The following is a 23,764-nucleotide window of genomic DNA, read 5'->3' as shown; positions in this document are numbered from 1 at the left end:
TCGATTCGTTCGCTGTGGCGCTTCGCGGGACTCGTGGTTCGAGTGACGCTTTTGGCGTCTCTCGTCATCACGAAAGTCTTCGATTTTCGTACGACCGCGCTCGACCCGCGTGCTCTCGTTCGCTCCTTCGTCGCTCACGGGAGCGCCACGGGGGCGCGCCGGCTCGCTTCACCCCTCGCGCACGTTGCTCGCTCCACGAGGAGCTCGCGTCGCGCGCGCCACCGCTGCTGCCGGCGCGACCGCCGGGTGGCCGGCCGAGCGACCGTCATGCTGGACTACTCACGGCGAGCAGTAGTCGGGCCCTGTCGCTCGGTCGAACGTCCGGCGGAGTGGGCGTTCACGGTCATCACTCCGCCGTCGCCGAGCGTCGTACGTATGCACCGACAACGACGGCTACCGGTTTTCGCGCGCCCCACTCCGACGACCACGGCACCCGCCAACACGGGGCCGCGAGGGGCGACATAGGCCCCGAACGGTACGCCTTTCACCGCCGACGCCGACCGCTGGCGTATGACAGTCACACTCGGGCTGGTGGTGGCGCGCTTCAACGCGCCCGTCACCGAACCGATGGAGGAGGCGGCGCTGAAGGCGTCCGCCGACCGCGACGTGGAGGTCGGCGAGACCGTCCACGTGCCGGGCGTCTACGACGCGCCGCTCGCCGCCGACCGCCTCGCGCGCCGCGAGGACGTGGACGCCGTCGCCGTCGTCGGCGCCATCGTCTCGGGCGACACCGACCACGACCAGGTCATCGGCCACGCGGCCGCGCGGAAGCTGACCGACGTGAGCCTCGACCGGGACAAGCCCGTCACCTTCGGCGTCTCCGGGCCGGGCCAGAGCGGCGCGGTGGCCCGCGAACGCGTCGAGAAGGGCGCCGAGGCCGTGAACGCCGCCGTCGACCTCGCGGAGGGGCTGCCGGCATGACGGCGTACGAGTTCTCCGACCGGATCGGCCGCGTGGAGCCGTCCGCGACGCTCGCCATCGGCAACGCCGCGTCGGCGCTGGAGGCCGACGGGGTGGACGTCGTCGACCTCTCCGTGGGGGAGCCGGACTTCCCGACCCCCGAGAACGTCGTGCGGGCCGGCAAGGACGCGATGGACGCCGGAAACACGGGCTACACGCCCTCGAACGGGATTCCCACGCTGAAGGAAGCCATCGCCGGGAAGCTTCGCGACGACGGCGTCGACGCCGCGGCGGACGAGGTCATCGTCACGCCCGGCGCGAAGCAGTCGCTGTACGAGGTCGTCCAGACCCTGATCGACGAGGGCGACGAGGTGGCGCTGCTCGACCCCGCGTGGGTCTCCTACGAGGCGATGGTGAAGCTCGCCGGCGGGGACCTGACGCGGGTCGACCTGGCGCCCCACGACTTCCAGCTCGAACCGGGACTCGACGCGCTCGGGGCGGCCGTGAGCGACGACACCGAACTGCTCGTCGTGAACTCCCCCTCGAACCCGACGGGCGCGGTGTACTCCGACGCCGCCCTGGAGGGGGTCCGCGACCTCGCGGTCGAGCACGACTTCGCCGTCATCTCCGACGAGATCTACGAGGAGATCACCTACGGCGTCGAGCCGTCGAGCCTCGCCGCCCTCGACGGGATGGCCGACCGAACCGTCACCGTCAACGGCTTCTCGAAGGCGTACTCGATGACCGGCTGGCGCCTCGGCTACTTCCACGCGAAGGGCGACCTGATCCCACAGGCCGGAAAGCTCCACAGCCACTCCGTCTCCTGTGCGACGAACTTCGTCCAGCACGCGGGCGTCGAGGCGCTGACGAACACGGAGACCGCAGTCGACCAGATGGTCGAGGCGTTCCGCGAGCGGCGGGACCTCGTGCTCGACCTGCTCGCCGAGTACGGCGTCGAACCCCCGGAGCCCGACGGCGCGTTCTACGTGATGCTCCCCGTGGACGAGGACGACTCCGCCTGGGCCGAGTCGGCGATCCAGGACGCCCACGTCGCCACCGTCCCCGGTTCCGCCTTCGGCGCGCCGGGCTACGCCCGCATCTCCTACGCGGCCAGCGAGGAGCGCCTCCGCGAGGGCATCGACCGCCTCGCCGAAGGCGGCCTGATCTGAGTCGCGGCGGCGACGGTACCGACTCGCCCGGCCAGGAGCGTGCGACCGATCGTGGCGGGACCGAGCGGCGGGGGCTTTCACGGTCGGTACGTTCGTCGTGATCGTCGGGAAGGATTCGCTTGCTCCCTTTTCCGGCCGGTATTCATCGTGGAACGGCCGTTCGACGGAGCCCGCGAAACCGGGCGAATCGACCGTCGGAGTACCGACAGCTACTGGCGTCGTGTGAAGGACAAGGCGTCTCTTAAGGGTCAGTTACTACCGTTGCACGTCGCTTTCCGAGCCCATCGTCGCGTTACCAGCGAGTAGTATTAGCTGGCGAAGAGTAACGGTCATCGGTGTTTTTCAGCCGTGGCATTGTATAACGTAGCACTCCGCGGGGCGTGCTCCGGAGTGCGTCATCGTGGAGGAGAGGTGAACCATGTCACAACTGCAGCAGCCACAGCAACAGCAGCGACAGCAGCCACAACAACAACAGCAGCCACAGCAACAGCAACAGCAGCCACAGCAACAGCAGCCACAGCAACAGCAACAGCAGCCACAGCAACAGCAGGGCTTCGAGCAGTCCCTCCCGCAGCAGGTTTCACAGGCCATCTACTCGCTCGAACAGATCGAAACGGACGCGGAGTGGGCGCAAGCCCAGGCGATCCACCAGGGAGATCGCTTCACTGCGATACAGTTGGAGGACCTCAGCGACATCGCACACGTCCAGAAGAAGCTGCTCCTCCGACAGTCCCCGCACGCGCAAACGATCAGCCAGTGCACCCAACAAGCGTTCCAGCAAGCCTCCCAGCAGCTCCAGCAGTCGCAGGTGCCGGGCGTCCAACAGGTCGTCCAGCAGGCGGAGCAGCTCGCTCAGACCGTTTCACAGGCGAGCCAGCAAGTCATGCAGTCAGGGCCCCAGCAACAGATGGGCGGGCAGTCCCAGATGGGTGGACAGTCCCAGATGGGCGGGCAGCAGCCGATCCAATAGTTCCACTCCCCGACTATCCGGCACATTTTTCGTCGAACTGACGGGCGCTACGGCCTCCGCTTTGGCGGTTCCCTGTGGGTACTGGACCTGTCAACCTCGACGGACTCTAACTCGGGCGTCCTCGTAGGAACCTGTGGGTCGGGAGGGTAGCCGAACGGTGACGGGACGGGTTTCGTGGTCGGCGACTGGCTCATCCGTACCGGACGATGCACACGTCGCCGCTACCGAGCGATCGATGGCGTCCCCGTATCGACCAACGAAGTCCGAAATCGACGTTCGACGAGGAATTCGGCCGTGTCGATCGCTACCAACTTTTTAGACCCGACGCCCCGACACCCCGGTGATGGACGGCATTCACGACGTCGGCGGCATGGACTCCTTCCGGCGCCTCCCCCCGGACCAGCCCGACGACGCCAGCCCGTTCCACCACGAGTGGGAGGGCGTCGTGCAGGCGCTCTACCTCGCAGGGCTCGGCTCCGGGGCGTTCCACCTGGACCGCTTCCGCTACGAACTCGAGACCCACGAACCGGAGTACCACCTCGAGACCCCCTACTACGAGCGATGGCTCACGGCCGTCGAGTCGCTGTTCGACGAGGCCGGCGTGGTCGACCGCGAGGAACTGCTCGAACGCGCCCGGGCCATCGAAGCCGGCGAGCGCGAGGTGACCGAAGAGACGGATCCGGAGCGCCTCCCCGAGCTCCTCGAGGGAGTCCGCGAGGTGTACATGAGCGAGCGCGAGGGGGAGGTCGGAAAGCCGGCGTTCTCGGAGGGCGACCGGGTCCGCGTGCGCAAGGAGCATCCGTCCTCGCACACCCGCTGTCCGCGGTACGTCCGAGGCTGCGTGGGTGAGGTGGCGTCGTACCGGGGCGTGCACGTCTTCCCCGACGCGAACGCCCACGGCGAGGAGCGCGCGGAGCCGCTGTACAACGTCCGGTTCGACTCGGGGGAACTGTGGGGGGAAGCGAACACCGACGGGGACGGGCTCCACATCGAACTCTGGGAACCGTACCTGGACTCGGTCTGAATCGTCCGTACAGTATGGGATTCGTCCCTCGTGACGCAGTGGCTTCGATTTTAGCAACAGCTGACGACACCTCGAAAGCCCCCGTGCGCTCGGCGAACCCGGACGGCGTAAGCACGTGAGGGAGGGAGCGACAGCGACCGACCGAGCGCGCGCAACGAGGCCCGGGAGCCGAGCGCACGGGGGCTTTCGGTCTCACCCGACCGCAGCCACTCACGCTCGTTCACTTCGTTCACTCGCGTGACCTCCCCAGCCGCCTCGCTCACCGCGTTCGCTCGTCCCTCGTGCGCATCCGGCGCGGCTCCGTCCGCGCCGGCACGCGCCGGACGGTTGACCGAACACCGCCTCGGGGCCAACGGCTAAGTCCGCGTGAACGCCACCACTTCCCATGGCAGAGGAGACGCCGGAACCGCCGGAGACACCGAACCCGGACCTCCGCGACGTCGACCCGGAGGCGAGGGCGCGCGCCCTCCAGTCCGTCCTCGTGGAGGAGGGGATCCTGAGCACCGACGCGGTGGACGAGGTGATATCGACCTACGAGAGCGACGTCGGGCCGATGAACGGCGCCCGGGTCGTCGCGCGGGCCTGGACCGACCCCGACTACCGCGAGCGCCTGCTCGAGGAGGGCATCTCGGCGGTGGCCGAACTCGACGTCGAGGTGAACGACGAGGTGATGGAGCTGCGGGTGGTCGAGAACGCGCCCGACGTCCACAACGTCGTCGTCTGCACGCTCTGCTCGTGTTACCCCTGGGCGGTGCTCGGCCTCCCGCCGACGTGGTACAAGTCGCCCGCCTACCGCTCCCGCGTCGTCGACGAGCCCCGCGCGCTGCTGCGCGAGGAGTTCGACACCGACCTCCCCGACTCGGTCGACGTGGAGGTGTGGGACTCCAACTCGGAGATCCGGTACATGGTGCTCCCGCAGCGGCCCGAGGGGACCGACGGCCTGAGCGAGGACGAACTGGCAGAACTCGTCACCCGCAACTCCATGATCGGCGTCGAACGACTCGGGGGTGTCGAGGCGTGAGCACCGGGGACGGCCCGCGAGGGACGCGCGGAGCACGCGATCACCGTCGTCCCCCGGGCGGCGAACGCGAGGGGCCGACGTTCGCGGAGCCCTGGCAGGCCCGCGCGTTCGCGCTCGCGGTGGCGCTCACCGACGAGGGCGAGCGCGACCGGAACTGGGACGGCTTCCGGCGCGAGCTCGTCGCGGAACTCGACCGATCGGCCGGAGCCGGGGGCGGGACCGAGGCCGGAGACGAGGTCGACGGCGACGAGGGCGACTACTACGGCGCGTGGCTCGCCGCGCTCGAGCGGTTCCTCACGGAGCGGGGAGTGATCGACGCCGAAGCGTTCGCCGAGCGCGCCGCCGAGTTCGCCGACGGCGACCGCGACGCCCACGAGTTCGTCGAGGGCGACCCGCGCGCGCACGCCGACCGCCTTCCGGAGGGACACGCGGACGGCTCTGACCACCGCGGCCACGACCACTCGCACTGATGGGGCCGTCGGGGTCACGTCGGCCCGATCGAACGAACTCGGTCCCGCTGGGCGAACTCGAGCCCGCACGCACCCGGTCGCTGTCCCGGCGCTCGGGCGTCCTCGTCGTCGACGACGCGGTCGTCACGGGGCTTGCCGACGGTCGAGTCCTCGCGGTCGATCCCGGAACGCTCGCGACGCGGTGGACCGCCGACGCCGACGGGGGTGCCGTCTCTCTCGCCCCGTTCGACGGGGGCGTCGCCGCCGGCGGCCGTGACCCGGACGGGACCGTGCGGGTGATCGACGGGGGGACGGTCAGGTGGACGTACGCCGCGAGCGACGACGTCGGCGGGCCGCGGGTCGACGCCGACGGCGACCACCCGTTCGTCGTCGACGCGGTCGCCGAGGGGGATCGGCTGTTCGTCGCCGTCCGACGTGCAAGCCGCGAGGGCGACTCGAGAGCGTACTCCAGCGTCGTCCTGGCGTTCGACCCGGCCGGCGAGGTCCGGTGGCGGTACGGCTCCGACGCCTGCGTCAGCGCACTCTCGGTCCGAGACGGACGCCTCGCGGTCGCGTACAACCGCTGTCCCGGCGACCACGACGCCCCGGCCGTCGTGCTCGACCCCGTACGGGGGACCGAACTGATGCGCTGGGGGGTCGGGACTTCCCCGGACGAGCGTCGCGTCGGCGACGTGGCGCTCCTCCCGGAGGGGGTCGTGGCGATCGACTACGGGGATCACCGGGGGTACGTGCTCGACGGGGACGGCACCACGCGCTGGCGCGCCGATCTCGCGACGCCGCGCGAGGTCGACGGTGAGACGGTGTACGCTCACCCCACTGCGGTCCACGGAGCCGAAGCAGGCGTGGCGTTCGTCACGGGGAGCACGTACCCGCGCGCCGCGGAGTCGCTCCACCCCCACGAGCATCGGATCCGCTGTTTCTCCCCCGCCGGCGAGCACCGCCGGGGCGCGGACGTGCGGGGACTGACGCGCGAACTCGGCGTCGACGGCGGCCTGGTCCTCGTTCCCTCGGCCCAGAACATGTGGACGCGCGACCCGCGCACCCACGGCTTCCAGCTGTTCGACCTGGTCGACGGCGAGGTGGCCGCGCCGTCCACGGAGGGAATCGTGACGGCCGCCTCGCTCTCCGACGGCCGGTTCGCGGCCGTGGAGGAGCCGATCCGCTACCACGACGAGGCCGTCACCCGCGGCGCGTACCGCCTCCACGTCGGCCGCGTCCCCGAGGGGAGGTGACCGACGGCGACCACTGACGCCCCGCGGTCGGCGAACCCTTTTACCACATAGCGACGGAGTACCCACCATCCGTGCGCGTCGACGACCTCCCGCTGTCCCCCGAGTACGTGGAGCACTTCCGGGCGGAGGGCATCGAGGAACTCTACCCGCCGCAGGCGGCCGCCGTCGAGGCCGGCGTCTGCGAGGGCCGGGACGTCGTCGCGGCCGTTCCCACCGCCTCGGGCAAGACGCTCCTCGCCCAGCTCGGCCTGCTCACGGCCGACGGCCCGGGGCTCTACGTCTGTCCCCTCCGTGCGCTCGCCCGCGAGAAGTACGAGGAGTTCGACGCTCTCCCGGGCGTGAGCGTCGGCATCTCGACGGGCGACTTCGACTCGCCGGCGGCGGAACTGGCCGACCACGACGTCGTCGTCGCCACGTCCGAGAAGGTCGACTCGGCCGTCCGCAACGGCGCCGCGTGGGTGGCGGACCTCGCCTGCGTCGTCGTCGACGAGGTCCACCTGCTCGGCGCGCCGGGCCGCGGTCCGACCCTGGAGGTGACGCTCGCGACGCTCCGCCGCAGGGCGCCGGACGTCCAGGTCGTCGCGCTCTCCGCGACCGTCGACAACCCCGAGCACGTCGCCGCGTGGCTCGACGCCGAACTCGTCGAGTCCGACTGGCGGCCCGTCGACCTCCGGACGGGGGTGTACGCCGACGCGGCCGTCCGGTTCGACGACGGGACGACCGCCGACGTCGACGGGTTCGACCCTGACGACCCCGCGGACGGGGGCGACACCGAGGCGACCGCCGCGCTCGTCCGCGAGGCCGTCTCGAGCGGGGGCCAGGCGCTCGCGTTCGTGCGCTCGCGCAGAGAGGCCGAACGGCTGGCCGACCGCCTGCGCGAGGAGGGGCTCGCGGACGCGGCGGAGATCGGGCCGGACGCCGCGGCGGTCGCCGAGGAGGTCCGGGACGCCGGCGGCACCGAACTCGGCGAGCGACTCGCCGAGAGCGCGGCCTGGGGCGTCGCGTTCCACCACGCCGGGCTCCGCTCGCAACACCGCTCGGTCGTCGAGAACGCCTTCCGCGACCGCAGGCTGGCGGTCATCTGCGCGACGCCGACGCTCGCGGCGGGCGTCAACGTCCCCGCCCGCCGGGTCGTCGTCCGGGACCAGCAGCGCTACACCGGCACGGGGACCGAGTGGCTCCCCGCCCTGGAGGTCCACCAGATGTGCGGGCGGGCCGGGCGCCCGCACCTCGACCCCTACGGCGAGGCCGTGCTCGTCGGCGACGCGGACGACCGCGACGAGCTGTGGGAGCGCTACGTCGAGGGCGAACCCGAGGCCGTCGAGTCACAGCTCCGGGACCGCGACGCGCTCCGCACCCACACGCTCGCGCTCGTCGCCACCGGCATCGCGAACTCGCAGGCGGGCGTCCTCGAGGCGCTCGGCGGGACGTTCTACGCATCCCGGACGCCGAACCCCGACCTCGGGGGAATCGTCGGCGACGTGATCGGGGAGCTCATCGAGATGGACATGCTCGCGCCCGACGACGGCGGCATCGCCGCGACGGAGCTCGGCGAGCAGGTGTCGAGACAGTACGTGACCCCTCGAACCGGGGAGCGACTGGTCGCCGGCCTCCGGACCGCGGCGGCGATGGACCCGGCCGACGTGACCCCGCTCACCGCGCTCGAACTCGTCTGCGCGACGCCGGACATGCACGACACCTACCTCGGCGAGCGCGAACGGGCCGCGATGTACCAGTACGCCCGCGAACACGGGAGCGAACTGACGACGGGGATGGGTGAGACGGACGACTTCGAGGGGTGGCTGGAGTCGCTGAAGACCGCCCGCGTCCTCGCGGAACTGGTCGAGGGCGTTCCCCCCGAGGAGCTCGTCGCGGACTACCGGATCGGACCCGGCGACCTCGAGTCGCGGGTCGAGCGGACGGAGTGGCTGCTCGGCGCCGCGGGGGCCGTCGCGGCCGTCCTCGGGATCGATCTCCCGGCGCTTGAGTCGACGCGGGCGAGCCTCCAGCCGGACTCGACGGAGGCGCCGTGAGAGGTCATGGCCGACGGCCGTGTACGCTGGACCCGACGGGGGCCCGTCGATCCGGTCAGGGGTCGGCGGCGGACCGGTCCGCGTCGCGGTCGTACTCGCCGGCCCGCCGCCGCTCCCCGACCCGGCGGAGCACCGACGGCGTCCGACAGATCCCCGACTCGCCCGACGCCTGGGGGACGACGCAGTTGTTGCAGTTCTCGCAGGCGACCGCGGCAGGCGGCACATCGATCGCGCCGTCACCCGCGGCGTCGTTACCCGTGGCCCCGTCACCCGCAGCGCCGAGCAGTCGGGCGGGGAGCCGCGGTTCGGCGTAGAACGGGCGGGCCATCCCGACCGCGTCGCAGGCGGTTCCCAGCAGGTCGTCGATCGTTCCCCGGTCGCGGACGCCGCCCTCGCAGAACACCGGCACGTCGACCCGTTCCCGGACCCGACCGCAGAGGTCGGCGTTCCAGGCGGGCTCGAAGCCGTACCGGAGGGACTCGACCCAGTTCGCCAGCGCGACGAGCGCCGCGCGCCAGCGGGAGCCGAAGGCCGCCGCGTACCCCCCGCGGAACCGATCGTCGCGCCACGACCGGGCCGGGAACTCGCCCCGGATCACGCTCATGTCCCAGAACACCGAGCCCGACACGGGGACGAGCGCGTCGTACCCCGCCGCCTCGAGCCGCTGGCACAGCCGAACGCAGTCCGCTCCCGTGAGCCGCCGGCGGACGAACGGCGGCGCCTCGGTCTCCGCGGGCACCTTGGTCGTCACGGGCACGTCGCCCGCGCGATCGCGGATCTCCTCCCGGACGAGTTCCAGAAAGCGGACGCCGTCGCCGAACTCGTCGTCCCGCCGGTTGTAGAACGGGGACAGGAACTGCTGGACGATGCCCATGTTCGCGCCCGCGAGGTGGATCAGGTCGTAGCCCGCGTCGGCCGCGTACGCCGCGGACCGGCCGAAGTCCGCGGCGAGGTCGTACACCTCGTCGGTCGAGAGGACGCGGGGGTCGTACGAGAGGAACCCTGCGCGGTCGAGCACCCGGAGGGGAAGCGGCGGCTCCGAGACCGCGAGCTGTTCGAGGCCCGGGTTGGCGTCGCGGTGCCCGTGGTGCCAGGTCTCCATCGAGCGCAGGCCGCCGTGTTCGAGCTGGATCGCGATCCGTCCGCCGTGGGCGTGGACCGCCTCCGTGAGCCGTTCGAGGTCCGCGACGAAGTCCGGATCGTGGACGCGCGTCATCCCCGGCGCGGCACAGCCGCCCTCCGGGCGGACGATGGTCGCGCCCTGACAGACCAGTCCCGCACCGGCGGCGGCCGCCGGTTCGAGCGCGTCGACGAGCGCGTCGACGGCGCCGGGGCCGTTCCCGGCGCACTCGAGCAGCGGCGCGCGGTAGAGCCGGTTCGGGAGCGCGACGTCCCCGACACGGAGTGGGGTCTCGAGCGCCGCGGCGGTGGAGCCGGTCATCGGCCGGAGTACGGCCCGGGAACGTTTGAAGCCACTGCGGGCCCGACCCGTCGTTCGGGGCGGTTCGGTCGGCGGTCGGCCCGTCGAATTAACCCTCCTCGTGGCGAACCGGCGGTATGGAGTCCACGGACGGCGACGGCGACCCCTCGGGGGCGACGCTCTCGTACCGGAACATCCTCGAGCGTGAGATGGACAACGCGCTCACGGAGATGGACCGGCCGAACTCGGGGCTGTTCCTCTCGGGCATCTCGGCGGGGCTGAACCTGAGCTTCGGCGCGCTGTTCATGGGGCTGGTGCTGACGCTCTCGGGCGGCTTCGACTCCGACCTGGTCCAGCAGACCGCGCTCGCGGCCGCCTCCTCGGTCGCGTTCCTCTTCGTCGTCGTCGGACAGACGGAGCTGTTCACGGCACACTCCACGCTCGGCGTGCTCCCGGTGCTCGACGGGCAGGCTTCGAGCCGCGACCTCGGCAGGCTGTGGGCGGTCACCTACGCATCGAACCTGGTCGGCTGTGCCGTCTTCTCGGCCCTGCTGACCGGCGTCGTCGCCTCGCGCGACGTCCTCTCGGCCTCGGCGTTCGGCAGCCTCGCCGGCGCGCTGGTGCCGCTCCCCTGGTGGGCGGTCACCCTCAGCGGCGTGCTCGCGGGCTGGCTGATGGGGCTCGTGACGTGGCTCTCGGCGGCCAGCCGCGACACCATCGGGCGGGCGGCGTTCGTCCTCCTCGGCACGGGCGCCATCGGGTTCGGGCCGTTCCACCACAGCATCCTCGGGACGACGGAGGTGCTGACCGCGCTCCTGCTCGGACAGGGGGTGGGCGTCGGCGGGCTGGTCCACTTCCTCCTCTGGACCACCCTCGGCAACGTCGTCGGCGGGACGGTGTTCGTCGGCCTGCTCAACTACGGCCACATCGCGCTCGTCGGCGAGGACGTCGACCTCGACCCGGACGCTTCGGAGCAGGACTGAGCCGGGGCCGGTCACGCGCCCTCGACCGCCTCGCGAACCGTTCGGTACTCCTCGTCCGAGTACGCGATGAAGCGCACGTCCGTCAGCGACTCCGGTTCGAACGAACGTATCTCCTCGGCGATGGTCCGGGCGCCCTCGCGGAGGTCGAAGCCCGCGACCCCGCAGCCGAGCGCCGGGATCACCAGCGACTCACAGCCCCGTCCGTCGGCCGTCGCCAGCGCGTTCCGCGTCGCGTCGCGGACGCTCCCGGCGGTCGCCTCCCCGTCTCCGTAGTGGGGCATCGCCGCCGCGTGGATCACGTACGCCGCGTCGAGCCCGTAGGCGTCGGTCACCGCCACGTCGCCGAGGTCTACTGGCCCCCGTTCCATCGCGGCCTCGTTCAGTTCCTCGCCGCCACGGCGGCGGAGCGCGCCGGCGACGCCCGACCCCATCCGGAGGCTGGTCCCGGCGGCGTTCACGAGCGCGTCGGCGGACTGATCGGCGATGTCGCCGCGAATCACCTCGAAGTCCATGGGTGGCGGTTTCGGTCGGAGTCCCGTATCTCTACCTCCGGATCGGCCAGCCGCGTCCGGCCCGGTAGGGGTAGTAACGATGGTAACGGGGGTACCGTAACGTCCTCATGATAGCCACCCGGACCCGTGAACGTCGGTTCCACGCGCCGGGCCATCGGGCTCGGCCTCCTCGTCACGTTCCTCTGGTCGAGTTCCTACGTCCTGATCGACGTCGGCCTCCGGACGCTTCCGCCGCTTTCGTTCGCCGCGCTCCGCTACGGCCTGGCGGCCGCGATGCTCGCCGTCGCGACGGTGCTTCGCGGCCAGCACCGGTCGCTCGCGAGCGCCTCACGCGTCGAGTGGCTGCGGCTCCTCGCGCTCGGCGTCCTGCTGTACGGCGTCACGCAGGGCGGGCAGTTCCTCGCGCTGACGTCGCTCCGGGCCGCGGCGGTGAGCCTGCTGCTCACGGCGACCCCGGCGGTCGTCGCGGCGGTCGCGTGGCCGACGTTGGGCGAGCGCCCGACCGCCCGGACCGGCGTCGGCGTCGTGACGCTCGTCGCCGGCGCGGTCCTCTACTTCGACGCCGCGCCCGCCCTCGGCGCCGGGTTGCTCGCCGGCCTGCTCGCGCTCGCCGGGAACGCCGGCGGGGCGGTCGTCGGCCGGGCGGCGAACCGTGACCGGACGCTCCCGGCGCTGGCGGTTACGACCGTCAGCATGACCGTCGGGGCGCTCCTGCTCGCGGCGACCGCGCTCGCCACGGAGCCGATCCCGCCGCTGGCGCCGCCCGAAATCGGGGTCGTCGCCTGGCTCGCGGTCGTCAACACGGCGCTCGCGTTCTGGCTCTGGAACGTCGCGCTCAGGACGCTCACCGCCGTCGAGGCGAGCGTCGTCAACAACACGATGCTGCTGCAGGTCGCGGCGCTCGGGTGGCTCGCGCTCGGACAGTCGCTCAGCCCCCTCGACCTGCTCGCGCTGGGGGTGGTCGGGGTCGGGGCGCTGCTGGCGGCCACCGGTTGAACTGGGGCGGTCGGCGAACGGGACGGGGGACGTCGGCGATCGGGAACGGTCACGACGGTTCGATACCGTCATTACCGTTCGCGGCGGCCGACCACCATGGACGACCCGCCGGTCCCCCTCCGGGTGCAGGTGGTGCCGCTGGGCGCCGAGTACGCGCGGCTCCGCGAGCCGGTGTTTCGCTGGCGCGCGGACAAGGTCGTGGCGCTGGAGTACGCCGACGGCGACGCCGACCTCCCGTACTTGGCCGAGTTCCTGGGGGAACTCGAGGCGAACGACCGCGTCGACCTGGAGCGCAGGGCCTGCGACCTGTTCGACTTCTACGACGCGCTCGGCGCGGTCGCGGCCGCCATCGACGACCACGCCGGCGACGACGTGTACGTGAACATCTCCTCGGGCAGCCGCATCACCGCCGTCGCCGGCGCGATGGCGTGCATGATGACCGGCGCGACGCCGCTGTACGCCCGGCCCGACTACGGCCCGGACGGCGACCGGCTCCCCCACGAGCCGACCCACGAGACCGTCGCCGAGGTGCAGGCGCTCCCCGCCTACCCGGTTGAGACGCCGCCCGACGAACAGCTCGCCGTCCTCGCGCACGTCGACGCCGCCGACGAGGGGCGGGACGTGACGGGGCGCTACGCGGGCGTGTCGAAGGGTGACCTCGTCGAGTACGTGCGCGAGTCGGGGTTCCCGTTCGTCGCCTCCTCGGACGCGAGCACCGAGAAGGGGTACTACCGGCTCCTCGACTCGCACGTCCTCGACCCGCTCCTGGAGCGGGGGGACGTGGAGGTGACCGCGGTCGGCCGGTCGAAGTACGTCTCGGTCAGCGACGCCGGCGAGCGGACGCTCAGGGCGTTCGGCCACCGGATCGAGGACTGACGGGGTACGACGTCGAGTTCCGACCGGAACCGGACCCCGCCGGACCCGAGTTACTCGCCCGTCTCGGACCGCCCGTGCGGGTCCGTCCCCGCGCCGTCCCCGGTGGCGGGGTCGTGGCGCTCGTACCACGCGAGCACCTCCTCGAGCCGGTGGACGGCCCGGTCGGGCGTCCCGACGTCGTGGTGTTCGTCCTCGTAGACGACCAGCCGCGCGTCGACGCCCCGCGCCTTCGCCGCGACGTAGAGCTGTTCGGACTGTGAGGGCGGGCAGCGCCAGTCGTCGCGGCCGGCGGTGACGAGCAGCGGCGTCTCGAGGCTCCCGACGTCGGTGATGGCCGAGGAGGCGTCGATCTCCTCGGGCACCTCCCACGGGTAGCCGTACTCGTTCTCCATCCAGAGGTGGGAGTCGTCGGTGCCGTACGCGGACCGGAGGTCGTAGATGCCGTGTTCGGGCGCGGCCGCCGCGAACAGGTCCGGCTCCCGGGTGACGAGGAACCCCTGCGCGATGCCGCCGTAGGAGAAGCCGTAGCCGAACACGCGGTCGGGGTCCGCCCACCCGCGCTCGACCATCGACTCGACGCCGGCGGCGACGTCGGTCACCTCGTGGGTGCCCCACTGGCCGTGGAGCGCCTCGCAGAAGTCGCGGCCGAACGAGGAGCCGCCGCGGTAGTTCGGCCGGAGCACGACGTAGCCGCGGGAGGTGAGCGCCGCGTGGGCGAACGAGAAGGTCGGCTCGTCGTAGCTCACGGGGCCGCCGTGGATGGCGACGACGAGCGGGTGGTCGCCGTCCTCGGGGTCCGCGTCGGGGTCGTGGTAGACGATGCCCGAGATGGCGTTGCCCTCGCTCTCCCACTCGACGCGCCGGACCTCGGGCATCGGGTACTCGTCGGTCAGGTCGGCGTTGACCTCGGAGAGGCGGACGAGCGATTCGGGCTCCTCGTCCGCCCCGAGGTCCGCCGCGTCCACGGCGTACACGTCCTCGCCCTCGCTCGGGTGCGAGAGGGTAAAGGCGGCCCTGCCGTCGGCGACGTCGACGTTCCCGAGCGCGCGGTCGTTCCCCTGCGCCTCGAAGGTGCGCTCGGTCGTCCCGTCGACCGAGACGCGGAGCAGGCGGGTGCGCGCCTCGTCGCCGATCGTCGTGTAGAGGGTCCCGTCGTCGACCCAGTCGATGTCCGCGCCGCGGGCGAGCGTCCGGTCGAGGTCCGCGGTCAGCGACCCGTATTCGCCGTCCTCGTGGCAGTACAGCTGCGTCGGGATGCACCAGTTTTCCGGGTTCGCTCCGGCGAACGCGAGTCGCTCGCCCGAGGGCGACCACTCGGGGGCGTTCGCCGAGAGGTCCGAGTCGGTGAGTCGCCGCAGGTCGGTGCCGTCGGGCGCGACGGTGAACACGTCGGTGACGAGCGTGTCGTCGCCGTCCTCGCCGTGGTACGCGCAGAAGGCGATGCGGTCGGTCGGGCCCCACGCGGGCTGGAGGCCGCGGAGCCCGGAGAAGGCACCGCCGCCGTACGCGTCCTCCAGCTTCTCGGCCTCGCCGGTCCCGACGTCGACGACGTGGAGGTACGTCCGCACGGTGTCGGTGTAGCCGACGCCGTCCAACTTGTGCTGGAGCCGTTCCGTCTCCACGGGGCCGCCCTCCTCGCGCGCGTCGAGGTAGGCGCGCTCCTCGTCGGTCGGGTCGCGGGCGGCGACGGCGAGCCTGTCGCCGTCCGGGCTCCAGTCGAACTCCGCCGCGCCCTCCGGGAAGTCGGTCACCTGGCGGGCGTCGCCGCCGAGCGCGAGGTCGAACAGCCAGACCTGCCGGTCCGGTTCGTCGTCACCGGCCGGTTCGTCGTCGGCGGTCGCGTCCCCGTCCCCGCCCTCGCCGTCCGCATCGTCGCCGTCCGCATCGACCCCCACGCGGCGCGCGACGTCCTCCTCGCGGGCGGCGAGGAACGCCAGGCGGTCGCCGTCCGGGCTCCACTTCGGACCCGACGCGCCGGGGAGGCGCGTGAGCCGGTGGGGGTCCCGCGAGCCGTCGGCCGGGACGAGAAACAGCGACGGGACGCGCTCGTCCTCGTCGGCGTCGAACTCGTCCGCGAGGAACGCGACCCGACTCCCGTCGGGCGAGAGGGCGACGTCGCGGACCTCCGTGAGGTCGTAGTGGGCGTCGATGGGGAGTTCGCTCATCGCTCGTGGGTACGGTCGCCGGGCGAAATAGCTTCCCCAACCGGTCGGCGCGGCCGGGTTCGACCGCGGGCCGACCGGGTCCGCATCGACCTCCATCGACCCGGCATCGGACCCGGGGCGCGCGGGCTCAGAGGACGCCCGCGAGCCCGACCTGCTCGGCGAGCAGGAGCGCACCGACGGCGACGCCGACGACCCCCGCCGTGACCTCGAGGACGCGCTCGAACCGCGTCCCGAGCGTCCGCCCCCAGACCGCCACGACCAGCGCCATGGTGACGACCGACAGCAGGGCGAACGACGCGAGGAACGAGGCGGCCGCCGCCGCGGTCGGGGCCGACGAGACGAGCAGGACGACGAGCGCGCCGCTCCCGGCCAGCCCGTGGAGCACGCCGACCGCGACGCCCTCCCCGTCGAGGTGGCCGTGCGTGAGCCCCAGTGAGAGGCCGCCGAACCGGATGTGCGTGTGGCCAGTTCCGCCGGCGCCGTCCCGGTGGCGGGTCCCGTCGCCGCGGTCTGCGGGCGACGTCCCGTCCGCGTCCTCGTGGGATCCCGTCCCGTCCCGGTGGTCGTGGCCAGTCGCCGGTCGGTCCCGGAGCACCCGCCACAGCATCCTGGCGCCGAGGAACACCAGTACTGCGCCGACCACCGCCTCGAACAGGACGGTGAACGCCCCCGGGAGTCGAACGCCGAGCCAGACGAACGTGAGTCCGAGGAGGACGACGGGAAGCGAGTGACCCACGCCCCACGACGCGCCCACCAGGCCGGGTCGGGACTCGTCCTCCTCGACGATGGTCGCCACCGCCGCGAGGTGGTCCGATTCCAGCGCGTGTCGGGCGCCGACGATCGCGCCGGCCGCGAGCGCAGAGGCGAGCGTCATGCTCCGGAGTCGGGAACCGGACGGGAAAGGTCCCCCGGTCGGGCCGATATTCCCGCGCACTCGACCGGTCGGCGGCGGGTGGCTCGTCGCGGCCGCGTCACTCCCCCCCGTTGCCCCCCTCCCGCCCGTTCTCACCGTTCCCTCGGTTCCCCCCATTCCCTCCGTTCCCACCGCCCCGCAGGGACGGGAGTTCGCGGCGCCTGGCCAGCGCCGCGACGGCGACCGTCGGGACCCCGAGGACGAGCGCGTACGGGAGCGCGTACGCCGAGAACACCACGGCGGACCTGAGGAGCACGACGACCCCGTCGACCGACGCCAGGAACGCCTGGAGTAGCGGCGTCTCGTGGAACCGCGTGCCCTCGAGCGGCTGGGGGTCGGGTCGCGGCTCCTCGATGCGGACCGTGATGGTGCTGTACGCGACCTGCCGCTCCAGGCTCTGTAGCCGCGCCTCGGCGCGCTCGATCTCGGTCTGGACGTCCGAGAGTTCGCGCTGGACCGCCAGCACCTCCTCGGTGTCGTTCGCCTCCTCGTACAGCTCCCGGAGCCTGTCGCGCTCGGTCCGCAGGCTGTCGAGGCGTGCGCGGAGGTCGACGACCTGGTCGGTGACGTCGTCGGTCGACTCCCGGGACTCGAGCACCTCGCCGTTCTCGTCCACGGCCGCCATCGCGTCGGAGTAGTTGCCGGAGGGCACCCGGAGCGTGACCGTGCCGACGACGAACGTGTCGTTGCCGCTCCCGCGGACCTGCCGGTTCGCGTCGCCGACGTAGCCGCCGCGCTCGCGGGCCGCCGCGGTCAGGTTCTCCCGCGCGGCGTCGTAGTCGTCGACCTCGAGTCGCACCTCGGCGGTGTAGATGATCTCCCGGTTCTGGACGTTCGCACCCACGTCGGCGCTCCCGCCGCCGTCGTCGCCGCCAGCCCCGTCGCCGGACTGGGTCGACTCGGGGGCGCCCGTGTCGGCGTGGTCGCCCGCGAGGTTCGGTCCGCCGCCGCCGTTGCCGTCGTTGCCCGCGCCCGAACAGCCGGCGAGCACGAGCGCGAGGGCGACGGCGACGACGACGACGAGTACGTGTCTTCGACGCATGGAGGTCGGTTCTCCCCCGACGTCCTAACTCCTCGGGAATGTGAAAGGGACGTTTGAGCCTTTCAGCCGGCCGGGGGGTGGTGACCTGACGCCGGGCTACCGCGCGTCCTCGACCACGCCGCGGAACGTCCGCGCACGCTCGGTGATCGCCCCGAACTCGCCGGCCTCGACCGCGTCGCGGTCCACGAGCGCGGACCCGGCGCCGACCGCGAGCGCCCCGGCCTCGACGTAGTCGCCCGCGTTTTCGGGCGAGACGCCGCCCGTCGGAAGCATCGGGATCTGGGGGAGCGGGCCCTTCATCGCGGCGAGGTGGTCGGGCCCGAGCGTGGCCGCGGGGAACACCTTCACCACGTCCGCGCCCGCCTCGTACGCCTCGACGGCCTCGGTCGGAGTCATGACGCCCGGCGCGACGAGGACGCCGTACCGGTTGCACGTCTCCACCACGTCCTCGTGGAACGAGGGGGAGACGACGAACTCCGCGCCGGCCGCGATGGCCGACTGTGCCGTCGCGGCGTCGAGCACCGTCCCCGCCCCGACGAGCACCTCGTCGCCCAGTTCCCCGGCGAGCGTCCGGATCATCTCGGTCGATCCGGCCGTGTCGGCGGTCACCTCCAGCGCGGTGACGCCGCCCTCGACGAGCGCCTCGGCCGTGTCTACGACCGTCTCCGACTCCGCGCCGCGAAGCACGGCGACGACCCCGCTCTCCCGCAGCGCATCGAGCGTACTCATGCGCGAGTGAACGTTCGGGGCGTCAATAAACGCGGGGGTCCCGGTGAGTCGGCGGGGGACGAAGGGCACTCCGACCGGCGCGCGGCGGCCGCGCGGAGCGCGGCCGCTCGTGCGAGGGACGAGCACGGCGGGACCGCCGGTCTCGCTAGCCCGCGGGCGACCCGCAAGTCGCCCGCGGACACCGCAGCAGAGGGAGTGAACGGAGTGAGCGCCCGAGGCGAGGAGCGCAGGAGGCTGCTCACGCGAGCGGAGCCGTTCGAAAGGCGCTTTGCGCCTTTCGTGATGCTGCCAGATTCCGTAGGAATCTGGCCGCTGACGGGAACTCCCCGAGTTCCCGTACTGTCGAAAGTCATCGATTTTCGAACCACGAGGGTGAGTTCCGAGGAGCGTGCTCCGAGGTACGGGAGGGCGAGGCGGCGGTGCGGTCGGGTGGGACTGAAAGGGGCCGCGGCTGTCGGGCACTGCAGCGACGACGCTGAACTGACATCGAAGCCGAACGCCGCGGGGATTTCGAGGCGAACCCCGACCCGTCCGAAACGTAGCATCGGTCGTGCGCGACCCCGCCCAGACCGCGAGCGAGGTATGCGAATCGCCCTCGTAGATCCGGGATGATCACGCACTCTCTCGATTTCGAACGGCTCTACGACGCGGTCGCCCCCTCCGTCGTCTCCGTCTACGTGGGCTCCTCCTCGGGCGCTCGCGGCGCGGGATCGGGGTTCGTCTACGACCGGCGCCACGTCGTGACGAACGACCACGTCGTCCGCGACGAGCGCGACGTCCACGTCCGCCTCGCGGACGGCCGCTGGCGCGCCGGGCGCGTCGTCGGCAGCGACGCCTACACCGACCTCGCGGTCGTCCGGGTGCCGGACCTCCCCGACGACGCCCCGCCGCTCGCGGTCGCCGACGACGTCCCCGAACCGGGCCGGCCGGTCGCCGCGCTGGGCAACCCGATGGGGCTCGACGGCTCCGTCTCGGCGGGCATCGTCTCCGGCGTGAACCGGTCGATGCCGACGCGGGGCGGCTTCTCCATCCCCGACGTCGTGCAGACGGACGCCCCCATCAACCCCGGCAACAGCGGCGGGCCGCTGGTCGCGCGCAGGCGGGACGTGGTGGGCGAGGGGTCCGGGGACGGCCCGTCGGACGGTTTCGCGGCGGATGACGCGGGCGACGGGAACGCGGGGGACGAGGACGCGGGGGACGACGGGACGACGGCCCCGGAGGCCGCCTACGAGGTCGTCGGGGTCAACCGCGCGAGGGGCGGCGACAACATCGGGTTCGCCGTCTCCTCGCGGCTGGTGAACCGGGTCGTCCCCGGCCTCGTCGCCGACGGCGTCTACCGGCACTCGTACCTGCGGGCCCGGACGCTGGACGCGACGCCGGCCGTCGCGGCGGCGAACGGGCTCCCGGAACCGGGCGGCGTGCTGGTCGTCGAGGCCGGCGACGACGGGCTCCGGGGCTGTGACCGGACCGCCCGCGTCCGGGGTCGCGAGGTGCCGGTCGGGGGCGACGTCGTCGTCGGCCTCGGCGGCGAGCCGGTCCGTTCGGCCGAGGAACTGATCCGCCGGCTCATCGTCGACACCGAGCCGGGCGAGTCGGTCGAGGTGACCGTGCTCCGCGAGGGCGTCCTGGACGAGGTCACGGTGCCGGTCGAACTCCGCGAGCGGCCCGACACCGCCGACAGCGTGCCGGTCCGGTAGTACGGCGTCGGGGCGGCCGGGAGCCGGTCCCGATCAGTCCACGAACCGCGCCGAATCCACGGGCTCGTCGGCCGCTCCCAGCGCCATCCGCTCGACACTCCGCCGGAGCAGTCGCGAACGGGCGAGCAGCGAGCCGCTCGCCTTCGCGCCCGTGAGCGCCAGCGACGGCGGGACGTGGCGGCCGTACCGGAGGAACAGCCCCATCGCGCGCTCGGCGCGACGCTGCAGCGCGATGATCCGCCGGACCGGGGGGCGACGCCGCCCCTCGTATCGGGCCAGCACACCGGCCGGGAGGGGGCTCTCCGACCGCTCTAGCGCCCCGACGACGGTGGCGTGGGCGGCGACCGCGTCGGCGACGGCGAGCGGGTTCCCCTGCGCGCCGACCGGGGAGGCGACGTGTGCCGCGTCACCCAGCAACAGGAAGCCGTCTCCGACCCACTCCGGGGCGATTCCGGGCGCGACCTCCAGCAGCGAGCAGTCGCCGTAGTCGGTCACGTGCTCCTCCAGCGCGGGCCGGAGCTCCGGGGCGATGGCAGCGACCCTGTCGTGGAACGCCTCGATGCCCGCCGACCGAAGCTCCGGGTACGTTCCCGCGAGGATCGGCAGTCCGATCTGGAACTCGCCGCCGCCGATGCCGAACGAGACGAGGATGCCGTCGCGGCCGATTCGGACCTGCGTGTCCCCGGCCGGGTCGGCGTCTTCGACCGGAAGCTTGAACCAGACGAGGTCGAGGATCGGGTCGAACAGCCCGGCGTCGACGCCGGCGGCCGAGCGGACACGCGAGTACCGGCCGTCCGCGCCGACGACGAGGCAGCCCCGTAGCGTCACGTCCTCGTCCGCCGCGCGGTCGCGGGCGTGGACGCCTGCGACGCGTTCGCCCTCCGAGAGCCCCCCGCCGTCCACGGTTCGTCCGCCCTCGGTGACCAGCCCCTCGACGGTCGTCGACGGGCGGAACGTGAAGCCGTCGTACTCGGCGGCCCGCGAGACGACCAGTTCGAGGAGCGCCGGCTGTTCCATCATCAGCACGTACGGGTGGCGAGCGTCGAGCGAGCCGACGTCGAACAGTTCCACGCGCTCGCCGTACAGCGTGGCCGCGCCCTCCGTGACGATCTCGTGGTCGAGGTCCAGCAGGTCGGAGAGCAGTCCCATCCGGTCGAACAGTTCGACGACGCCGGGGCTCCAGCCGAAGCCGCGGAACTCCCGCTCGAAGGTGCGCTCGCGCTCGACGAGCGTCACGTCGACGCCGCTCCGCGCGAGGAGGTAGCTCAGCACGGCGCCGCCGGGTCCCGCGCCGACGACGACCACCTCGGCGTCGCGGTCGCGCTCGCTCATGGGTCCGGATGAGCGCGAACCGGTAAGAAGGTACGCGGAGCGCCGTGAGGACGGGAGTCAGTCCGTCCGCGGGATGGCGACCGCGCCGGCGGCGAAGAAGACCACGGCCAGCGCCGTCAGCACGGCGAGGTTCCCGAGCACGCCCAGCGGCGGGACGTACAACCCCCCGTCGGCCCCGTAGGTGACGCCCCGGACGCCGCGCGCGAAGTAGGTGAGCGGCGAGAGGTTCACCGCCGGCGCGAACCACGCCGGGAGCAGGTCGGTCGTGAGGAACGTGTCCGAGAGGAACAGCAGGGGAAGCGCGATGGTGTTCGAGGCGGCGATGACGCCGTCCTGGGAATCCGCGAGACTGCCCAGCACCGCGCCGAACCCGCAGAACAGCACGACGCCGAGCACCACGAGGGGGACGAGCAGCGCGAGCGCCGGCGTGACCGGGACGTCCGCGTCGGTGAGCAGCAGCGTGAGCGCGAGGATGAGCGCCGAGGCGGCGCCGATGATGGCGACGTTGACGGCCGTGTGGGCGAGCAGCCACTCGGCCCGGGTGAGCGGCGTGGTCGCCAGCTTCTCGAACCGGTTGCCCTCGCGGTGACGGGCGATCTCGGAGCCGACCCGCGAGAGCGGCGTGAACAGCACGACCGTCGCGAGATAGCCCGGCACGTAGTAGGCCGCGGGCTCCGCGAACAGGCCGCCGCCGCCCGGCCGGGTGGAAACGAGCGCGCCGAAGATGACGACGAGGATGACCGGGAAGAGGAACGTGAAGAAGACGGCCGTCTTCCGCCGGACGAACGAGCGGTAGGCGGCGGTCGCCTCGGCGCGCACGCGGCGGGGGCGGCTCACCGCCCCACCTCGGCGTCGGCCTCCGGGGCGGTCGACGCCCGGCCGTCCTCGCCGTCGACCGCGCTCGCTCCCGGCGTGAACGCGCCCTCGAACCGTTCGCCGGTGAGCCGGAGGTAGACGTCCTCCAGCCCCGGTTCGGTCCACGTCAGCGACTCGTACCCCACGCCCGCGTCGTCGAGCGCCGCGACGGCCCCGGCGAGGTCCGCGGGCGTGACGCCCTCGACGACGAGTTCGCCGTCGCCCGCCTCCACGTCGAAGCCGGCCCCGCGGAGCGCCCCGGCCCCGGACTCCCCGTCGCCGGTCGCCGCCGGATCGTCGGCCCCCGCGTCGACCCCGACGACCAGCCGGGACGGGCCGCCGTGTTCGGCGACGAGGTCGGCGGGCGTACCCACGGCCACGAGGCGGCCGTCCCGGAGCAGGCCGACGCGGTCGGCCAGCCGCTCGACCTCGTCCATCGAGTGGCTGGTGAGGACGACCGTGGTGCCGCCCGCCGCGAGCCCCTCCAGCAGGGTCCACAGGTCGCGCCGACCGGCCGGGTCGATGCCGGTCGTCGGCTCGTCGAGGAACAGCAGGTCGGGATCGTTGACCAGGGCGATCCCGACGCAGGCGCGGCGGCGCTGCCCCCCGGAGAGCGTCTCGTACCACTCGTCCGCCTCCTCGGTCAGGCCGACGTCGGCCAGCACCGCCTCCGGGTCGCGGGCCTCGTCGTACAGGCCGCCGTAGTACTCCAGCAGTTCGCGGGGGGTGAGTCGATCGGGCGGGCCGAACTCCTGCGGGAGCAGGCCGACCCGCGAGCGGTCCGCCTCGGTCGGCGCGACGCCGAAGGTCCGGACCTCGCCCTCGACGGCGGTCGTCCCGGTGAGGGCCCGGACGAGCGTCGTCTTCCCGGCGCCGTTCGGCCCGATGAGTCCGAACACCTCGCCCCGGGGGATGGAGAGCGAGACGCCGTCGAGCGCGACGGTGTCGTCGTAGGATTTGTGGAGGGCGTCGGCGCGGACGACCGATTCGTCGCTCATCGTCGGAACTGTGGGGCTTTCGGGCGTAAGGGTGTCGAAGCGAGGTGGGTGGAGGGGTCCACCAAGGGAAACCGGCCGAAAGCGTGTTCGTCCGTTTCCGAGGACTCTTGGTTGTCGATACGGCCTCGAGGATCCTCCTGTGGCGATCTCGACCGAGCGACAGGGCCCGACTACTGCTCGCCGTGAGTAGTCCAGCATGACGGTCGCTCGGCCGGCCACCCGGCGGTCGCGCCGGCAGCAGCGGTGGCGCGCGCGACGCGAGCTCCCTCGTGGAGCGAGCAACGTGCGCGAGGGGTGAAGCGAGCCGGCGCGCCCCCGTGGCGCTCCCGTGAGCGACGAAGGAGCGAACGAGAGCACGCGGGTCGAGCGCGGTCGTACGAAAATCGAAGACTTTCGTGATGACGAGAAACGGCAAAAGCGTCACTCG

General features: G+C 72.5%; 21 protein-coding genes. 12 read left to right on the top strand and 9 right to left on the bottom strand.

Annotation, left to right across the window (positions count from 1 at the left end; genetic code table 11):
- The first annotated feature begins 510 nt into the window (after positions 1 to 510).
- From ribH to HUG12_RS07645, 8 genes are all read left to right on the top strand, one after another.
- Positions 511 to 921 carry a 6,7-dimethyl-8-ribityllumazine synthase gene (gene ribH / locus HUG12_RS07680; protein ID WP_179268196.1) on the top strand — a complete coding sequence of 137 codons (411 nt, stop codon included), beginning with the start codon at positions 511 to 513 and terminating at the stop codon, positions 919 to 921.
- Positions 918 to 2,069: a pyridoxal phosphate-dependent aminotransferase gene (locus HUG12_RS07675; RefSeq protein WP_179268195.1), complete on the top strand. Its 1,152-nt coding sequence runs from the start codon at positions 918 to 920 to the stop codon at positions 2,067 to 2,069. The genes ribH and HUG12_RS07675 overlap by 4 nt, the downstream gene beginning before the upstream one ends.
- A 418-nt stretch (positions 2,070 to 2,487) precedes the next feature.
- Entirely contained in the window at positions 2,488 to 3,039 is a 552-nt protein-coding gene (locus tag HUG12_RS07670) for a hypothetical protein (protein ID WP_179268194.1), read from the top strand.
- Between the two features lie 343 nt (positions 3,040 to 3,382).
- Positions 3,383 to 4,063 carry a nitrile hydratase subunit beta gene (gene nthB, locus HUG12_RS07665; RefSeq protein ID WP_179268193.1) on the top strand — a complete coding sequence of 227 codons (681 nt, stop codon included), beginning with the start codon at positions 3,383 to 3,385 and terminating at the stop codon, positions 4,061 to 4,063.
- 385 nt (positions 4,064 to 4,448) lie between these two features.
- A complete protein-coding gene (nthA, locus tag HUG12_RS07660; RefSeq protein WP_179268192.1) occupies positions 4,449 to 5,084 on the top strand; it encodes a nitrile hydratase subunit alpha in 636 nt (211 codons plus the stop codon).
- Positions 5,081 to 5,554 carry a nitrile hydratase accessory protein gene (locus HUG12_RS07655; protein WP_179268191.1) on the top strand — a complete coding sequence of 158 codons (474 nt, stop codon included), beginning with the start codon at positions 5,081 to 5,083 and terminating at the stop codon, positions 5,552 to 5,554. Before nthA ends, HUG12_RS07655 begins: the two co-directional genes overlap by 4 nt.
- Positions 5,554 to 6,786, top strand: coding sequence for a PQQ-like beta-propeller repeat protein (locus tag HUG12_RS07650; RefSeq protein ID WP_179268190.1), 1,233 nt, complete (start codon positions 5,554 to 5,556; stop codon positions 6,784 to 6,786). The genes HUG12_RS07655 and HUG12_RS07650 overlap by 1 nt, the downstream gene beginning before the upstream one ends.
- Before the next feature lie 71 nt (positions 6,787 to 6,857).
- Positions 6,858 to 8,819: a DEAD/DEAH box helicase gene (locus HUG12_RS07645; RefSeq protein WP_179268189.1), complete on the top strand. Its 1,962-nt coding sequence runs from the start codon at positions 6,858 to 6,860 to the stop codon at positions 8,817 to 8,819.
- 55 nt (positions 8,820 to 8,874) lie between these two features.
- On the opposite strand, the gene HUG12_RS07640 is transcribed toward HUG12_RS07645, so the two are convergent.
- A complete protein-coding gene (locus HUG12_RS07640) occupies positions 8,875 to 10,260 on the bottom strand; it encodes an oxidoreductase (protein ID WP_179268188.1) in 1,386 nt (461 codons plus the stop codon).
- Positions 10,261 to 10,376: 116 nt separating this feature from the next.
- Here HUG12_RS07640 and HUG12_RS07635 point away from each other — a divergent pair, with 116 nt between their 5' ends.
- Positions 10,377 to 11,222: a formate/nitrite transporter family protein gene (locus HUG12_RS07635; RefSeq protein ID WP_218836420.1), complete on the top strand. Its 846-nt coding sequence runs from the start codon at positions 10,377 to 10,379 to the stop codon at positions 11,220 to 11,222.
- An 11-nt stretch (positions 11,223 to 11,233) separates the two neighbouring features.
- Here HUG12_RS07635 and HUG12_RS07630 read toward each other — a convergent pair whose 3' ends face one another.
- Positions 11,234 to 11,734, bottom strand: a complete 501-nt coding sequence (locus HUG12_RS07630; protein WP_179268187.1) for a macro domain-containing protein — start codon at positions 11,732 to 11,734, stop codon at positions 11,234 to 11,236.
- 126 nt (positions 11,735 to 11,860) lie between these two features.
- Between HUG12_RS07630 and HUG12_RS07625 the strand changes: the two genes are divergently transcribed.
- The gene (locus tag HUG12_RS07625; protein ID WP_179268186.1) at positions 11,861 to 12,730 is read left to right on the top strand and encodes a DMT family transporter; all 870 of its coding nucleotides are present in this window, start codon (positions 11,861 to 11,863) and stop codon (positions 12,728 to 12,730) included.
- Between the two features lie 96 nt (positions 12,731 to 12,826).
- Positions 12,827 to 13,606 (top strand): HFX_2341 family transcriptional regulator domain-containing protein, encoded by a 780-nt coding sequence (locus HUG12_RS07620; protein ID WP_179268185.1) that lies wholly within the window; start codon positions 12,827 to 12,829, stop codon positions 13,604 to 13,606.
- A 50-nt stretch (positions 13,607 to 13,656) separates the two neighbouring features.
- Here HUG12_RS07620 and HUG12_RS07615 read toward each other — a convergent pair whose 3' ends face one another.
- The 4 genes from HUG12_RS07615 to HUG12_RS07600 all read right to left on the bottom strand — a co-directional run bounded on the left by HUG12_RS07615 (position 13,657) and on the right by HUG12_RS07600 (position 18,455).
- Positions 13,657 to 15,771: a S9 family peptidase gene (locus tag HUG12_RS07615; protein WP_179268184.1), complete on the bottom strand. Its 2,115-nt coding sequence runs from the start codon at positions 15,769 to 15,771 to the stop codon at positions 13,657 to 13,659.
- Between the two features lie 127 nt (positions 15,772 to 15,898).
- Entirely contained in the window at positions 15,899 to 16,645 is a 747-nt protein-coding gene (locus HUG12_RS07610) for a high-affinity nickel-transporter protein (protein WP_179268183.1), read from the bottom strand.
- A gap of 97 nt (positions 16,646 to 16,742) precedes the next feature.
- Positions 16,743 to 17,726: a DUF4349 domain-containing protein gene (locus HUG12_RS07605; protein ID WP_179268182.1), complete on the bottom strand. Its 984-nt coding sequence runs from the start codon at positions 17,724 to 17,726 to the stop codon at positions 16,743 to 16,745.
- 96 nt (positions 17,727 to 17,822) lie between these two features.
- Positions 17,823 to 18,455, bottom strand: a complete 633-nt coding sequence (locus HUG12_RS07600; protein ID WP_179268181.1) for a bifunctional 4-hydroxy-2-oxoglutarate aldolase/2-dehydro-3-deoxy-phosphogluconate aldolase — start codon at positions 18,453 to 18,455, stop codon at positions 17,823 to 17,825.
- Between the two features lie 608 nt (positions 18,456 to 19,063).
- Here HUG12_RS07600 and HUG12_RS07595 point away from each other — a divergent pair.
- Complete coding sequence (locus tag HUG12_RS07595) at positions 19,064 to 20,152, top strand: S1C family serine protease (protein WP_179268180.1); 1,089 nt, start codon at positions 19,064 to 19,066, stop codon at positions 20,150 to 20,152.
- Between the two features lie 33 nt (positions 20,153 to 20,185).
- Here the strand turns inward: HUG12_RS07595 and HUG12_RS07590 are convergent, their stop codons facing one another.
- The 3 genes from HUG12_RS07590 to HUG12_RS07580 are packed head-to-tail and all read right to left on the bottom strand — an operon-like array spanning position 20,186 to position 23,337.
- Entirely contained in the window at positions 20,186 to 21,484 is a 1,299-nt protein-coding gene (locus HUG12_RS07590; RefSeq protein WP_179268179.1) for an FAD-dependent monooxygenase, read from the bottom strand.
- 57 nt (positions 21,485 to 21,541) lie between these two features.
- Complete coding sequence (locus HUG12_RS07585) at positions 21,542 to 22,321, bottom strand: ABC transporter permease (RefSeq protein ID WP_179268178.1); 780 nt, start codon at positions 22,319 to 22,321, stop codon at positions 21,542 to 21,544.
- Entirely contained in the window at positions 22,318 to 23,337 is a 1,020-nt protein-coding gene (locus tag HUG12_RS07580; protein WP_179268177.1) for an ABC transporter ATP-binding protein, read from the bottom strand. Before HUG12_RS07580 ends, HUG12_RS07585 begins: the two co-directional genes overlap by 4 nt.
- Positions 23,338 to 23,764: the final 427 nt, after the last annotated feature.

The sequence above is a fragment of the Halorarum salinum genome (assembly GCF_013402875.1).
GTDB lineage: Archaea > Halobacteriota > Halobacteria > Halobacteriales > Haloferacaceae > Halorarum > Halorarum salinum.
The sequence above is the reverse complement of the archived record's forward strand: the minus strand, read 5'-3'. Positions and strand labels throughout refer to the sequence as shown.

Coding starts and splice junctions, on each gene's coding strand:
- ribH (WP_179268196.1), top strand. CDS start 511: ATGACAGTCACACTCGGGCTGGTGGTGGCGCGCTTCAACGCGCCCGTC.
- HUG12_RS07675 (WP_179268195.1), top strand. CDS start 918: ATGACGGCGTACGAGTTCTCCGACCGGATCGGCCGCGTGGAGCCGTCC.
- HUG12_RS07670 (WP_179268194.1), top strand. CDS start 2,488: ATGTCACAACTGCAGCAGCCACAGCAACAGCAGCGACAGCAGCCACAA.
- nthB (WP_179268193.1), top strand. CDS start 3,383: ATGGACGGCATTCACGACGTCGGCGGCATGGACTCCTTCCGGCGCCTC.
- nthA (WP_179268192.1), top strand. CDS start 4,449: ATGGCAGAGGAGACGCCGGAACCGCCGGAGACACCGAACCCGGACCTC.
- HUG12_RS07650 (WP_179268190.1), top strand. CDS start 5,554: ATGGGGCCGTCGGGGTCACGTCGGCCCGATCGAACGAACTCGGTCCCG.
- HUG12_RS07640 (WP_179268188.1), bottom strand. CDS start 10,260: ATGACCGGCTCCACCGCCGCGGCGCTCGAGACCCCACTCCGTGTCGGG.
- HUG12_RS07635 (WP_218836420.1), top strand. CDS start 10,377: ATGGAGTCCACGGACGGCGACGGCGACCCCTCGGGGGCGACGCTCTCG.
- HUG12_RS07630 (WP_179268187.1), bottom strand. CDS start 11,734: ATGGACTTCGAGGTGATTCGCGGCGACATCGCCGATCAGTCCGCCGAC.
- HUG12_RS07620 (WP_179268185.1), top strand. CDS start 12,827: ATGGACGACCCGCCGGTCCCCCTCCGGGTGCAGGTGGTGCCGCTGGGC.
- HUG12_RS07615 (WP_179268184.1), bottom strand. CDS start 15,771: ATGAGCGAACTCCCCATCGACGCCCACTACGACCTCACGGAGGTCCGC.
- HUG12_RS07610 (WP_179268183.1), bottom strand. CDS start 16,645: ATGACGCTCGCCTCTGCGCTCGCGGCCGGCGCGATCGTCGGCGCCCGA.
- HUG12_RS07605 (WP_179268182.1), bottom strand. CDS start 17,726: ATGCGTCGAAGACACGTACTCGTCGTCGTCGTCGCCGTCGCCCTCGCG.
- HUG12_RS07600 (WP_179268181.1), bottom strand. CDS start 18,455: ATGAGTACGCTCGATGCGCTGCGGGAGAGCGGGGTCGTCGCCGTGCTT.
- HUG12_RS07595 (WP_179268180.1), top strand. CDS start 19,064: ATGATCACGCACTCTCTCGATTTCGAACGGCTCTACGACGCGGTCGCC.
- HUG12_RS07590 (WP_179268179.1), bottom strand. CDS start 21,484: ATGAGCGAGCGCGACCGCGACGCCGAGGTGGTCGTCGTCGGCGCGGGA.
- HUG12_RS07580 (WP_179268177.1), bottom strand. CDS start 23,337: ATGAGCGACGAATCGGTCGTCCGCGCCGACGCCCTCCACAAATCCTAC.